Source organism: Anaerobacillus sp. ABD4_527 (assembly GCF_056160805.1).
This window is the reverse complement of the sequence record NZ_JBSWXZ010000002.1, coordinates 176,735-189,954: the sequence shown is the minus strand read 5'-3', so window position 1 is coordinate 189,954 and position 13,220 is coordinate 176,735. Positions and strand designations below refer to the sequence as shown.

The 13,220-nt window shown below is 42.3% G+C and carries 14 protein-coding genes; 7 read left to right on the top strand and 7 right to left on the bottom strand.

Annotation, left to right across the window (positions count from 1 at the left end):
- Positions 1 to 265: 265 nt before the first annotated feature.
- Entirely contained in the window at positions 266 to 751 is a 486-nt protein-coding gene (locus ACXAHI_RS13165; RefSeq protein ID WP_474848516.1) for a tetratricopeptide repeat protein, read from the bottom strand.
- 139 nt (positions 752 to 890) lie between these two features.
- On the opposite strand from ACXAHI_RS13165, the gene ACXAHI_RS13160 reads away from it, so the two are divergent.
- Complete coding sequence (locus ACXAHI_RS13160) at positions 891 to 1,466, top strand: DUF2087 domain-containing protein (protein WP_474848514.1); 576 nt, start codon at positions 891 to 893, stop codon at positions 1,464 to 1,466.
- Positions 1,467 to 1,580: 114 nt separating this feature from the next.
- On the top strand, positions 1,581 to 1,754 hold the full coding sequence (locus ACXAHI_RS13155) for a hypothetical protein (RefSeq protein WP_474848512.1): 174 nt from the start codon (positions 1,581 to 1,583) through the stop codon (positions 1,752 to 1,754).
- A gap of 45 nt (positions 1,755 to 1,799) precedes the next feature.
- Here the strand turns inward: ACXAHI_RS13155 and ACXAHI_RS13150 are convergent, their stop codons facing one another.
- Positions 1,800 to 2,426, bottom strand: a complete 627-nt coding sequence (locus tag ACXAHI_RS13150) for a superoxide dismutase family protein (protein ID WP_474848510.1) — start codon at positions 2,424 to 2,426, stop codon at positions 1,800 to 1,802.
- Between the two features lie 281 nt (positions 2,427 to 2,707).
- Here ACXAHI_RS13150 and ACXAHI_RS13145 point away from each other — a divergent pair, with 281 nt between their 5' ends.
- Together ACXAHI_RS13145 and ACXAHI_RS13140 are read left to right on the top strand one after the other, a co-directional pair.
- Positions 2,708 to 3,037 (top strand): ArsR/SmtB family transcription factor, encoded by a 330-nt coding sequence (locus ACXAHI_RS13145; RefSeq protein WP_474848508.1) that lies wholly within the window; start codon positions 2,708 to 2,710, stop codon positions 3,035 to 3,037.
- Positions 3,038 to 3,085: 48 nt separating this feature from the next.
- Complete coding sequence (locus tag ACXAHI_RS13140) at positions 3,086 to 3,487, top strand: ArsI/CadI family heavy metal resistance metalloenzyme (protein WP_474848505.1); 402 nt, start codon at positions 3,086 to 3,088, stop codon at positions 3,485 to 3,487.
- A 42-nt stretch (positions 3,488 to 3,529) separates the two neighbouring features.
- Here ACXAHI_RS13140 and ACXAHI_RS13135 read toward each other — a convergent pair whose 3' ends face one another.
- The 3 genes from ACXAHI_RS13135 to hutP form a co-directional block, all read right to left on the bottom strand.
- Complete coding sequence (locus ACXAHI_RS13135; protein WP_474848503.1) at positions 3,530 to 4,222, bottom strand: alpha/beta fold hydrolase; 693 nt, start codon at positions 4,220 to 4,222, stop codon at positions 3,530 to 3,532.
- Positions 4,223 to 4,304: 82 nt separating this feature from the next.
- Positions 4,305 to 5,822: a histidine ammonia-lyase gene (hutH, locus tag ACXAHI_RS13130; RefSeq protein ID WP_474848501.1), complete on the bottom strand. Its 1,518-nt coding sequence runs from the start codon at positions 5,820 to 5,822 to the stop codon at positions 4,305 to 4,307.
- Between the two features lie 105 nt (positions 5,823 to 5,927).
- Complete coding sequence (hutP, locus tag ACXAHI_RS13125) at positions 5,928 to 6,365, bottom strand: hut operon transcriptional regulator HutP (RefSeq protein WP_474848499.1); 438 nt, start codon at positions 6,363 to 6,365, stop codon at positions 5,928 to 5,930.
- A 295-nt stretch (positions 6,366 to 6,660) separates the two neighbouring features.
- On the opposite strand from hutP, the gene ACXAHI_RS13120 reads away from it, so the two are divergent.
- Positions 6,661 to 8,094, top strand: coding sequence for an alanine/glycine:cation symporter family protein (locus ACXAHI_RS13120; protein ID WP_474848497.1), 1,434 nt, complete (start codon positions 6,661 to 6,663; stop codon positions 8,092 to 8,094).
- Positions 8,095 to 8,256: 162 nt separating this feature from the next.
- Complete coding sequence (locus tag ACXAHI_RS13115; RefSeq protein ID WP_474848495.1) at positions 8,257 to 9,147, top strand: fructose bisphosphate aldolase; 891 nt, start codon at positions 8,257 to 8,259, stop codon at positions 9,145 to 9,147.
- A gap of 121 nt (positions 9,148 to 9,268) precedes the next feature.
- On the opposite strand, the gene ACXAHI_RS13110 is transcribed toward ACXAHI_RS13115, so the two are convergent.
- Positions 9,269 to 10,810 (bottom strand): BCCT family transporter, encoded by a 1,542-nt coding sequence (locus ACXAHI_RS13110; RefSeq protein WP_474848493.1) that lies wholly within the window; start codon positions 10,808 to 10,810, stop codon positions 9,269 to 9,271.
- 241 nt (positions 10,811 to 11,051) lie between these two features.
- Here ACXAHI_RS13110 and ACXAHI_RS13105 point away from each other — a divergent pair, with 241 nt between their 5' ends.
- On the top strand, positions 11,052 to 11,825 hold the full coding sequence (locus tag ACXAHI_RS13105) for an SDR family NAD(P)-dependent oxidoreductase (RefSeq protein ID WP_474848491.1): 774 nt from the start codon (positions 11,052 to 11,054) through the stop codon (positions 11,823 to 11,825).
- 42 nt (positions 11,826 to 11,867) lie between these two features.
- Here the strand turns inward: ACXAHI_RS13105 and ACXAHI_RS13100 are convergent, their stop codons facing one another.
- On the bottom strand, positions 11,868 to 13,196 hold the full coding sequence (locus ACXAHI_RS13100) for a YjiH family protein (RefSeq protein WP_474848489.1): 1,329 nt from the start codon (positions 13,194 to 13,196) through the stop codon (positions 11,868 to 11,870).
- Between the last annotated feature and the right edge of the window lie 24 nt (positions 13,197 to 13,220).

Here is a 13,220-nt window from a genome sequence, read left to right as displayed (position 1 = left end):
ACAGATTACATAGTTAGAAGAGGGAGAAAGTAAATTTCTAAACCCGCCCATAATCGAATGAGCTGACCTCAACCCGTATTTCAGTTCAAAAACTAGTAGAAGCCCAATGAGGATTAAACAAATGAAAAGTACCAACCTATGACCCCTTTCTCTTTTCCATTCACAAAACGAATTTCACTAGTGTTCTGCTAGTATGATTACGAACGACAGGCGAAACTGTTTCAATATTATGGAAAAAATGTCATATTAACGTTTCACTTCTTTACTACTCCCAAACCTCATCCAACTTATCCGCATAAAATTCAATCGCTCTCCGGTAGCTTAAGATCGAGTCATCACTCGTCGTCTCTACTAAATTCGTAAGCAACATTTCCATGGCCTCACTGTGTTTACCGAGGTTATACAACGTCATCGAATAGAACACCTGAATCGCCCTGTTCTCCGGAAAGTGCTCCTTCCCTTTTAAAAAGATCGCTTTCGATCTCTCATAGTCTCCTAACGTTCGGTATGTACTTCCTAAACCTAGCAGCGCTCCCTCTAACTCTTCAGTGGGAAGTCCTAGATTGATCGCTCTTTCATAATATGGCACCGCTTCAGACTCTTTTCCTAATACATCAAAACTCCAGGCGCACTGGTAATGAACCGAAGCATCCTCTGGAAATTCGTTTGCTAGTTTAACAAGCATCTCGTTCGCTTCTTGATGGTAGCCTTCCTGACGGTACCGAATCGCTTTCTCTACTTCTTTCTTCATCTTCTTCCACCTCTTACCAGTCATTTAGGTATAGCTTATCATAGATCGACAGGACGAAATCCCCCTGTTGACGAAACCATTAAGTTAAACTACCATCTAATTAGATAACCATCTAACTAAAAGAAAGGAGGATAACGTCTTGCAGTTAAATAGACTTGTTAATTTTCATAAAACACTCGGAGATCCAACTCGTATACGCATACTTACTTTACTCGCCACTGGTCCTCTTCATGGACAAGCGATCGCGGGCAAACTTGGTTTTAAAGCGCCTACCATTACACATCATATGACGAAATTAAGAGATACCGGTATCGTCTATCAGAGACGAGACAAGAACACCATCTACTACTACATAGATGAAAAGAAGTTCCGTTCCTATTCTGAAGCCCTGTCTAACATGCTTTATCATCCTGAACAATCGAAGGAGGACGATGCAATGAAAACACAAGCAGTGGTGAATAACTTTATGGCAAAAGACGGTACGTTAAAGCAGCTCCCTTCTCAGCGTAAAAAGAAAATCATTATACTCAAGCATTTAATCAACGGATTAGAACGCGGGAAAAAGTATCCTGAAAAAGAGATCAATGAGTATATTAAAAAGTTCCATCCTGACTTTGCGACGATTCGAAGAGAATTTATCATCAATCATTTTATGTACCGGGAAAATAACATCTATGAACTAAACCCAGAAGAAATGTGGGCGACGATCGATTGAGAGCACAAAATGTGCTCTCTTCTTTTTTAGCGGTTATTTATAGGTGATTTTTAAATATAACAATAGAAAGAGATATAATAGGGTTAGGAACCAATTTATCTAGGGGGGATAAGTGTGGATCTATTTGTCTTTATTATCATCATTGTTGGGATGACTTTTCTTTTTCTATACTTTGTCATCAAATACGACATGAAAAAGAAAGAATTAGAGCTAGAAAATAAGAAGCTAGATTTAGAGAATAGAAAGTTAGAACTTCACAACCAAAGCCAACCAGAAGAAAAGAACTAGCATCAAAAGAAGCACTGCAAGTTGCAGTGCTTCTTACTTCACATCTTACTTCTCAATCACACCACATGCGATGCGATCTCCCGCGTCACCAGACGGCTGTGATTCCATGTCGTCAGCACCAGCGTGGATGACGAGTGCTGTGCCGCCTTCTTTAAGAAGAGAGTTATCTTCTCCTTCAGCAAGCGTTACTTTTTCGTTCATGATTTCTTTTTCAACCATGCCGTCCGCACTTACCTCAAGGTTTTCCATGTCACCTGCATGCGGGCCATCTTCTGACTCTGTTCCATGACTAACGTCCGCTGGATTAAAGTGGCCGCCTGCAGACTTGAAGTCAGGTGCTTCGCACTTTCCTGTCTCATGAATGTGGAAGCCGTGCTCTCCTTCAGGAATATCGGAAGCTTGAAGGTTGATCGTGACTCCTTTGTTTTCTTCCGTAATTTCAGCTGTACCCACTTCATTTCCTTCAGCATCTTTCATCGTCACCATGACAGATTGGGAAGCTTCCTCTTCTTTTGTACCTTCATCTGTTGCGCCTTCTTCAGTCGAACCTTCATTCTCCATCGTCGACTCATTCTCCGAGCCAGAGTTCTCCTGGTTAGACGTATTTCCTCCACAGGCAGTTAGTACAAGAGCTAACACCAACACCATCATGACGGTATACCATTTTTTCATACGAACCTCTCCCTCCTAAGAAGTTGATATAACCATCTTTACACACTCAAGAACGCAGTAAACCTTCCAGATGGGAATTGCATCCATATTCCTATGCGTCTTTTATATCTTGACGTTCTTTAGTCTCTAATTTGATCAGCGGATCTGTTCTTCAAGAGACTTGAGACATAGTCCAACAATTTTATTCATCAAAAAAAGTTGATTAAATAGTTGTAATCCAAAATGTTATCGTTTACAATATACTTAATCAAGAAAATTTGATGAATAGAGGTGAGAGGAAAATGGCCTTAGACATTCCTTTATACGATGAACAGCTCAACAAAACGTTTACTAAATATGAAAAGAAATTCAAAGCACTTTCAGATCAGAAGAGACTGCACATCATGCACGAACTTACACAAGCTGGAGAGCTGTGCGTATGTGACCTCACTGACAAGTTAAACCTTCCACAATCCAAGCTATCTTATCACCTGAAAATTCTTGTCGATGCTGAGCTGATCACGAAAGAACTGCGTGGAACTTGGAGCTACTACCGCTTGAACAAAAAAGAAGTGAATCATCTATTATCAGAGGAACTTTGCTGTTTGTTCCGTACCAATGACGGTTGTTAATTTTTTTAACCAATACATCAAAAAAAATTGATTAAGGAGAGGATTTAAATGAGAACACATATTGGACTTAACGTAACGGACCTAAAGGCTTCAATTGAATTTTATACGAAGGTATTCAACAGTGAACCTGTAAAAGTGAAAGATGACTACGCGAAGTTCCTACCTGAAGAGCCTTCCGTAAACTTCACTCTGAATCTAAAAAAAGAGGTAACAGGCAATCAGGTTGGACACTTCGGACTACAGGTTGAGAGTCATGATGATGTGATGCGTCACAAAGAAAGACTTGAGAAGCTAGGCTTTTTCGCTCGCGAAGAAATGAACACGAACTGCTGTTATGCCTTGCAAGATAAATTCTGGGTGACAGATCCTGATGGCAACGAGTGGGAGTATTTCTATACGAAGCAAGATAGCGAGGAACTTGAGGAGGCTGTTTCAAGCAGCTGTTGTTAAACGTTACGAACTAAAAAAGCGACCAGATTTGGTCGCTTTTTCTTATTTCTCTACCATCAAACTTCTAAGGAAATCCAACACCATCTCATTATAGAGATGAGGGTTCTCGATGTTCGCAATGTGACCCGCTCCAGGGAGAAGACCGATGTTTATATGATCATTCTTACTCTTTACGTAAGCTGCTGCTTCCACTTCATACAGCTCGTTGCTGCCGTTTAACAACAGTGTAGGCGTTTTGAGCGCTGATAGCGTTTCTTCTTGAATCGTTGGATAGTTAAACGTCATAAGATCGTTTACCTTCATCAACGTATCGTACCACTTCGTACCATGAATCTCTTTAAAATAATCCGCCGTATCAGGATCTGTTTCTTCCAAGTTAGAGAAATGCTTATGCTGTTCATCTAGCTTTCCTTTTAGATGCTCTGGCACAAACGGCGTATAGCCTGTTAAAATCAGTCCTTTTACTAAGTCAGGCCGTTTGATCGCAGTATGTATAGATAAAGTTGCACCAAGAGAAAGACCAAGTAAATACGCCGGTCCGTTTGCTTCTAAATCTTCCACTAGCCACTCAACGGCCGTTTCAACGTAATCCTGATTCGCTTCGATCGATGATACCCCGTGACCTGGAAGATCAGGTGTAATCACCTCATAATGCGTAGAGAAAAATTCCTTCTGTGTTTGAAAATGAAGGTCTCCTGTTCCCATGAAACCATGTAGCATATAAATTCGTTCCATTACCATTCACCGCCACTTCTAATTTTCTTACCTCTTCACTTTAACATAAACAAAAGCAGCGGAATAAAGCCGCTGCTCGAACTTACACGGTTGTTGTTTCTTCTTGCACAGACCAATCGAACTGATCACTCTTAAGCCACTTCCAAAGCGCTTCGATATCCTTAGAGAAGACACGATCTTCTTTAATGGTAGGAACGACATCTCTTCCTTCTGCGTGAAGCTTCTGAACAGATGTTGAAGCGTGTTTCACCTCTCGATACTCAAGCGCTTGCATCGCACAGATCAATTCGATGGCAACGACCTTTTGAGCGTTGATCACGATTTGATATGCGTGACGTGCCCCGATTGTGCCCATGCTTACGTGATCCTCCTGGTTGGCAGATGAAGGAATGCTATCGACGCTTGCCGGGTGCGCGAGGGTTTTATTTTCAGATACAAGTGAGGCTGCAGCGTATTGCATAATCATCGCACCTGACTGAAGACCAGGATTCGGACTTAAGAACCCAGGAAGATCGTTAAGCTGTGGATTTACCAGTCTTTCGATCCGTCGCTCTGAAATATTCGCCATTTCTGCAACGGCAATTTTCAAAAAGTCCATAGCAAGGGCAATCGGCTGACCGTGGAAATTCCCTCCTGACACGATCGTTTCGCCATCATCGAAAATAAGGGGATTATCAGTTGCTGCGTTCATTTCGATCTCAAGCTTTTCTTTTACATATGAAAGACTCTGTCTTGAAGCCCCGTGAACCTGTGGAATACATCTTAGTGAATAAGCATCTTGTACCCGCTTCTCTCCTTGGTGTGTGATGAGCTTGCTGTCACTTGTTAATGTTCGGATTCGTTTCGCCACTGCGATTTGTTCACGATACCCTCGTGCTTCATGGATAGCAGGATGAAAGGCATCGATGATCCCTTCAAGTGCTTCGAGGGTCATCGAAGCGATCCAATCGCTCTGGTCGAAAAGCCGTTCTGCTTCGATATAGTTGATCACACCCATCGCCGTCATCGCCTGCGTCCCGTTAATCAGAGCGAGCCCCTCTTTCGCTTTCAGCGTAAGAGGTTTATAGCCAAGTTCATCATACACTTCTGATGTTGGACGAATGTCCCCTTTGTAGTGAACCTCACCTTCCCCAACTAACACGAGCGCAAGGTGTGAAAGCGGCGCGAGATCACCAGAAGCCCCGAGTGATCCTTGACTTGGAATTACAGGAATCATCCCCTCGTTCGCTAGATCACGAAGACGCTCAACGACACATGGCCTCACACCAGAGAAACCTTTAATCAACGCGTTGAGCCTAAGAACGACCATCGCTTTACTAACATCGATTGGAAAGTGATCGCCAACTCCGCAAGCATGCGACCGGATGAGGTGTAGCTGCAGTTCATCGACATTTTTATCTGGAATAAGAACGTCGCTGAACTTCCCGAATCCTGTATTGATTCCATAAACGGTCTTCCCTGTCGCAACGATTTTCTCTACCGCTTTGCGACTTTTCTTCACCTTTTCCATACTCGACGGGTGAATCGAGACATCTTCGTCTCCGTATATGATTTTCTTCATCTCTTTTAACGTTAAATCAGATCCTGTTAACAATATCATGGTTCATTCTCCTTCCAGTTTTTCAAGGCGTATACAAAAAAGGAGACGACAATGGTACATAGCGTACCATCGCCGTCTCCTGATCACTCATCACTATAGACAGCTTTATCCTATATGATTGATACCTAGACCGAACGTTTCGTGTTCAAGTCCTTTTACAGGAGCGCCAATCGTTCCATAGAATGCGACTGCGATCCATTCTCCCTCATCAAAATGCTCATACGGTGTTCCTCTAACGACCGCAAACCTTAGCCCTACTGTTCGCATCATGTTTCCTGCTCCGATTTGACCACGCATCACACCTTCTAAAGCCTCTAGAATGGCATGATAAAGCGCATGTGTCTCTCGGTAAAGTTCATCTGAAATGATACTATTCCGTTTCGCAGCTGTTTCGACAGCCGAGATCACTTTTTCCATATTCATTGAACCAGCTTTGCCTTGGCAGTACTCAACATCTTTTAACTGAGATGAAAAAGGCTCTAATTCTTCTGGTGTTAAACTCGCTACCAGCATTGCTAGTTTCCCAATCTTAATTTGTGGCATATGCGTCACCCATCCAGTACTCCACTAATCACTACTATCTTATTAAATTGTATGCGTTTTCAGAATCATATGTCAATAGATTCTAGCTAAGTTTTACCCTGTTATCATGCTAGATGACTAGTGTGTTAAAGAGGCTTTTAGTCACTCATTTTCAGCTTATGTAAACAAGTTCCAATAACTTGATAAAATTTGTAATTTGTCGAATAGTGTTGAAATTCACTTCAATACTTGTATAATAAAAGTTGTGACAAAATTGTCAGAAATATTTAAATAAACTAAAAGAGGAGCGACTTACATGGAAAGTTTTTTATCGAGCATCATTGATGCTTCAAACAACATCCTCTGGGGTTACGTACTGATCGCAGGATTACTCGGACTCGGCGTATACTTCACGATCGCCTCCCGTTTTGTACAATTTCGTTTTTTTGGAGAGATGATTCGCGTACTTGGAGAAAAACCTGAATTCAAAGATGGAAAGAAAAACATTTCACCGTTTAAATCGTTTTGTGTTGGTGCTGCCACACGAATCGGTACTGGTAACTTAGCAGGTGTTGCCGTTGCGATTACACTTGGAGGTCCTGGTGCCGTCTTCTGGATGTGGATCGTAGCCCTACTTGGTGGCGCGACGGCGTTTATCGAGAGTACGTTAGCACAGGTTTATAAGATTAAGGATGCAAAAGCCTACAGAGGTGGGCCCGCTTACTATATTGAAAAAGGACTTAAGAAAAGATGGTTAGGCGTTCTATTCGCCGTCATCATAACGATCACGTTTGGACTTATTTTTAATTCTGTTCAAAGTAATACGATTGCGCTTGCATTTGAGAATGCATTCGGTATGAATCGTCTCGCGATGGGACTCATCATCACGGCACTTACAGGTCTTGTGATTTTTGGTGGTGTACACCGAATTGCGAACTTATCGAGCGTGATCGTCCCAGTCATGGCAATACTTTATATTGCGATAGCACTGATCGTACTGTTTATTAACATTGCTGAATTACCAGCCGTTATTTCTTTAATTGTTGGACATGCTTTTGGACTTGAGCAGGCCTTCGGTGGTGCGATTGGTGCAGCAATCATGAATGGTGTAAAACGCGGCCTGTTCTCTAACGAAGCTGGAATGGGTAGTGCACCGAACGCAGCTGCTACGTCAACAACATCACACCCTGCAAAACAAGGACTCATCCAGTCATTAGGTGTTTTTGTCGATACGATTTTAGTATGTTCGGCAACAGCGTTCATCATCTTGCTCGCACCCGTGTTTCAAGCAGGAGATGTATCTGGTATCGAATTGCTTCAGAATTCACTAAATTCACATATCGGCGGTTGGGCTGGAATCTTCATCTCGATTTCAATCCTGCTCTTTGCATTCAGTTCAATCATTGGATCTTACTATTACGGTGAAACGAATATTGAATTTATTAAAGAAAGCAAAACGGCTCTCTTTATTTTCCGAATCGCAACGATGGCGTTCGTCCTCATCGGTTCTGTTTCAAGCTTAAGCCTCGTATGGAAAATGGCCGATCTATTTATGGCCCTCATGACGATCATCAACTTGATTGCGATCGCGATGCTAGGTAAAGTAGCCGCGAAAGTGTTAAAAGACTATGAGACTCAGCGTAAAGCAGGTAAAAACCCAACATTTACGCCTAAAGAGCTCGGTATCGAAGGTGCTGAAGCTTGGGAGGATGAAGAAGATCAAGAGGAAAAGAAGAAAGCAGCGATGTAAAGAGAGAGCCTGGGTTCCCAGGCTCTTTTCGAATGAAAAAGATTACAAGTTCTGCTGCTCACCACCCTTTCTTTTGAAAAATAGGATTGTCTTAAGTATGATGGTAATAGGAAAACGTAATAGTGGATGTATTGAAAACTAGAACCTGAAGGAGTGGAAAACATGAACAACAGTCAATTTGATAAGATCAAAAACGGTAAAGGGTTTATCGCTGCACTAGACCAAAGTGGTGGTAGTACACCAAAAGCGCTAGCAGAATACGGCGTACCTGAAGATGCTTATACGAATGAAGATGAAATGTTTGATCGTGTGCACCAAATGCGTACTAGAATCATTACGTCCCCTGCTTTTAGTGGTGACAAGATCATAGGTGCAATTCTTTTCGAACAAACGATGGACCGCGAGATCGAAGGAAAATACACTGCTGATTACCTTGCGGACAAAGGCGTCGTTCCATTCTTAAAAGTCGACAAAGGACTTGCTGAACAAGAGAATGGCGTACAGCTAATGAAACCAATCCATGATCTAGATGAAACGCTTAGACGTGCGAACGAACGAAAGATTTTTGGTACAAAGATGCGCTCCGTGATCCACGAACCAAGCACAAGCGGTATCAAAGCGGTTGTCGACCAGCAGTTTGAAGTCGGTAAACAAATCATCAATGCTGACATTGTTCCGATCATTGAGCCTGAAGTAAACATTCACAGTCAAGACAAAGAAAAATCTGAAGAGATTTTACGTGATGAGATCCTGAAGCACTTGAACAACCTATCTGAAGATGAAAACGTGATGCTGAAGCTTACGATCCCTACAAACGCGAATGCATACAAAGAATTAATCGACCACCCTCGCGTTGTACGTGTCGTTGCGCTATCTGGTGGCTATTCTCGTGATGAAGCAAATGAGAAGTTAAAAGAAAATGACGGACTGATCGCAAGCTTCTCTAGAGCTCTTGCTGCAGACTTGAACGCTAATCAATCAGATGACGAGTTTAATGCAGCGCTTAAAAACGCTGTGGATACGATTTATGATGCTTCAGTTAATAAAAAATAACGTCATTCAAAAAGGTGCGTTCCCTACGCGGGTGACGCACCTTTTTATAGTTATATGATAACATTATCCTATAAAAAATGAGCACCGTATTTAGATTTGAATAGGTGGTCATTTTACCGTTTTACGAAGCCTTTCTAATATTCGTTTGCCAAGCCAAATCGTTATCCATCATTTTCTTCGCTGCATAAATAAGAATGAACTGGATGACGATGATCGGTAGCCCCATCAATCCAGAGACAACTGACAGTGGAGGCAGCCCTCCAATGCGCATGAGAATGAGCGCGAAGGAAGTGATGATCATTGCGATAACGATTCGTAACGTTCTCGGAGGTTCGTTCTTACTCATATCCCTTGTACTCGTATACGCTGCAACCGTATACGTGGTGGAATCAAGCGTTGTCGTTAAGAAGATGAGTGCAACGATCATGAAGATCACGATCGATACTTCTCCTAACGGTAGCGTTTGGAGAATTTCCGGAATAGCAGCCATCCGTTCATTCTCTTGAACGAGTTTTAATATTGAAAGATCTCCTTCAAGGTACCGATGAACACCAAGTCCTCCCAGTACCCCTGTCGCGATCCAGGAAATCAACGTTGGTGCCAGGAGATACGTGAGAATCATTTCTTTGATCGTTCTTCCTCTTGAAATCTTAGCAGCGAACACACTATGTAACATCGCCCATGTTGCACTGTAAGCGAACCAGAACACCGTGTTGCTTTGAATATGAGAACCTTTGCCTTCGTAGACTGACTCCGTGTTTAATGAAAGGTTGAGATAGTTCGTTAATAGAAACGAAACGCTATCAGAAAAATAGTTTAATATGAACACACCAGGACCTGCGATCAGGATAAATACAGCGAATAATCCTGCAAGATACATGTTCAACGTACTCAGACGTTTGATTCCTTTTTCAATTCCTAAATAAGCGCTGAGTGAGAATAAGAACACCCAAACAATCGTCACGAGAATCGTCATCCCGAACGTCACTTCCATATTGAGTAAGTTTGATAGATTATGAGTGATGATTGGCGCCCCGAGACCCAAAGTCACAGATGCACCTGCAAGGATACTGATAAGAAACAGAATATCGAGAACTCTTCCTCCCCAGCCATCTGTGAACTTATCTCCAAATAAAACCCGGCATGCTTCAGAAATTCTCATCAAAGGTCGCTTTTTCACATGAAGGATGTAGCCCATCGCAGGAGCACTCATAACGAAAATAGCAAATACTTGGAACCCCCATAGAAACATGCTATATGCGTTTCCCCATAAAAGGGCTTCAGCTGATCCAGCACTCACTCCTGCTGGTGGATCGTTCGCGACTGATGTCCACTGAAGCATTCCGGTCCTCATAATCGTTGAACCAACGCCCATCGCGATTAGTATTGAAGCGTATTCAAAAAGCGTGAAGCGAGGTTTTTCTGTAGGGTCTCCTAGTACGACTTGGCCGTATTTTGAAAAAGCGAAGTACAATCCTGCTACGACTAGAATGATGCCGTACCATAGATACCCCCAGCTAAACACATCCACTATGGTATCAAAGATTGAATTAAGTAAGCTTAAAGACTCTGCTTCATACATAGCAAAAGGTATACTGATCGCAATCATGATCAGTACAGATGGAACAAAAATCTTGTAATCGATTAACTTCTCCGAACTCATGATATCCCTCTCTATCTCTATCCTAATTTCTCTCAAATTTTCATTACCCGGAAATGGAAGAGACATAACGGTTTGAAATAGGGTTTTTCATCCAATTCTTACTAAAAAAGGCGTTTAGGGACATGTTCACTTTTTCGCCCAGTGTATTGATTGACGATACCTCGCTCACCTGGTATAGTCATTATGTTTAAATGATTAAACGTTTAATAATATAAACGTAAATGAAAGGAACGACACTTACATGAAAACAGCACTTATTACAGGGGCGTCTACTGGTATTGGAAAACAGTTTGCATACACTTTAGCAGAAAAAGGATTGAACGTGATTCTTGTCTCTCGAACGAAAGAAAAGCTAGACCGGATCGCTGACGACCTCAAGAAGACCTATAACGTACAAGCAATCGTGATACCTAAAGACTTAAGTATTGAAGGAAACGCGCAGGAAGTATACGATAACGTTCATGCGATGGGGTTCACTGTCGACATGCTGATCAATAACGCTGGCGCAGGTACAACGGGTGAACTTTTAGAAAAAACAGTTGAGAAAAACCATCAACAGGTGATGCTGAACGTTACGTCTGTTGTTGATCTGACTCATCTATTCTTACAAGACATGGTTTCAAAGGGAAAAGGAGAGATCATCAACATCTCATCTATGGCAGCGTTCCAACCTATTCCATACATGTCGATCTACGCTGCTACAAAAGCATTCGTCCTATCTTTCTCTGAAGGATTGCACGAAGAGTACAAAGAGAAAGGGATTCACGTGATGTCCGTTTGTCCCGGAAATACTGAAACAGAATTTTTCAACGAGGCGCCAGACGCAATTAAGGCCGGCAAGATGAGGACATCAAAACAAGTGGTAGACACGACCTTAAGTGGGTTAAAGAGAGGAAAAAGTTCAATCATCGATGGTCGAATGAACGTTGCAACTTCTTTCCTTCCACGTTTATTGCCTAGAAAGACTGTTAGGAAAATCAGCTCATCTCTTATGAAAAAAAGTATGAAGAACTAAAAAAGTCCGGTCTCATGAAAGAGATCGGACTTTTAACATGTGTTATAAAAACAAATAAGCAAGTGGCGTTACAATGATGATCGTCAAAATCGTACGCTCTACCCAGATCACGAGTAGTTTTGGAATACTCACTGGAATATTCGTAGACAGGATACAAGGAATGAGCGCTGAGAAAAACAGAATCGCAGAAACGGATACCGTTCCGATCACGAACTTTGTGATCAATGGAGCATCCACTACGAGAAGTGCCGGTAAAAACATTTCTGCGATTTCCATTGCGGAAGCTTTTGCTGCGAGAAGCGGCTCAGGAACTTGCATAATCCAAGTAAATGGATAGAAAATATACCCTAGAATGTCGAACACCGGCGTGAATTCAGCGAGCACAAGTCCAAGCAAACCTACCGACAAGATCGAAGGTAGAATAGCAGCGGTCATAATGAACCCGTCCTTCAAGTTCATCCATACGTTTCTTCCTAGTGATGGAGACTTTGCTGCAGCAGCCATCGCTTGACTCCATGCTGCCTTCAAGCGGTTTTCTTTAATAACTTCTTCTGGACTTCCTTCCCCGTCGTAGTACGCTTCACTCATTTTGTTCAATGGCCAAATCCGTACCGTGATAGCGGTTACAAGAAACGTCGTAAAGAGCGTTAGCCAGAAGTAAATGTTCCACACTTCCATCAGTCCGAGCGTTTTTGCTACAACGATCATAAATGTCGCTGATACCGTAGAGAACCCTGTTGCGATGATCGTCGCTTCTTTAATCGTGTACTTCCCTTCTTTAAACACACGGTTCGTAATCAGCAACCCGATCGAATAACTGCCTACAAACGATGCGACCGCATCGATGGCAGAACGACCCGGCGTTTTCCAAATCGGTCTCATGACAGGTTGAAGGATGACGCCGATAAACTCTAATAACCCATAGCCAACGAGCAACGCAAGAAAAACCGAACCTATTGGAACGAGTAATCCTACAGGAATCACGAGTTTCTCGAATAAAAATGGTCCCATCCCTGGGCTGAATAACCACGCCGGTCCGAATTCGAACATTAGCATGAGTGCAACGAGGACACCTAGTACTTTAAAAAGCGATAGTCCTATGTTGACAACGTCTTTATTCCACGTGTTATTAATAAACGGATAGATGGCTCCGATCACAATAACAAGGAGTGCGTAGTAAGGAACCAAAGAAGTGAACGTCGTTGTGAGATACGTTACGATGTGATCGAGCGGGATCGATGATTTTCCTCCAACTGTAATTGGGACGAAAAAAGTAAAGATTCCGATCAAACTAAAGCCGAAAAATTTCAGCAGCTGAGAAAATGAGGGTCTAGCAGGCTGAACATGAACCTCTTGTTTCACTGTTTCCATGTCATTCCTCCAATTGATTGAATG

Bases quoted from the DNA above. Each gene is read 5' to 3' on its own strand.
- ACXAHI_RS13165 (WP_474848516.1), bottom strand. From the start codon at position 751: ATGAAGAAAGAAGTAGAGAAAGCGATTCGGTACCGTCAGGAAGGCTAC.
- ACXAHI_RS13150 (WP_474848510.1), bottom strand. From the start codon at position 2,426: ATGAAAAAATGGTATACCGTCATGATGGTGTTGGTGTTAGCTCTTGTA.
- ACXAHI_RS13145 (WP_474848508.1), top strand. From the start codon at position 2,708: ATGGCCTTAGACATTCCTTTATACGATGAACAGCTCAACAAAACGTTT.
- ACXAHI_RS13140 (WP_474848505.1), top strand. From the start codon at position 3,086: ATGAGAACACATATTGGACTTAACGTAACGGACCTAAAGGCTTCAATT.
- ACXAHI_RS13135 (WP_474848503.1), bottom strand. From the start codon at position 4,222: ATGGAACGAATTTATATGCTACATGGTTTCATGGGAACAGGAGACCTT.
- hutH (WP_474848501.1), bottom strand. From the start codon at position 5,822: ATGATATTGTTAACAGGATCTGATTTAACGTTAAAAGAGATGAAGAAA.
- hutP (WP_474848499.1), bottom strand. From the start codon at position 6,365: ATGCCACAAATTAAGATTGGGAAACTAGCAATGCTGGTAGCGAGTTTA.
- ACXAHI_RS13120 (WP_474848497.1), top strand. From the start codon at position 6,661: ATGGAAAGTTTTTTATCGAGCATCATTGATGCTTCAAACAACATCCTC.
- ACXAHI_RS13115 (WP_474848495.1), top strand. From the start codon at position 8,257: ATGAACAACAGTCAATTTGATAAGATCAAAAACGGTAAAGGGTTTATC.
- ACXAHI_RS13110 (WP_474848493.1), bottom strand. From the start codon at position 10,810: ATGAGTTCGGAGAAGTTAATCGATTACAAGATTTTTGTTCCATCTGTA.
- ACXAHI_RS13105 (WP_474848491.1), top strand. From the start codon at position 11,052: ATGAAAACAGCACTTATTACAGGGGCGTCTACTGGTATTGGAAAACAG.
- ACXAHI_RS13100 (WP_474848489.1), bottom strand. From the start codon at position 13,196: ATGGAAACAGTGAAACAAGAGGTTCATGTTCAGCCTGCTAGACCCTCA.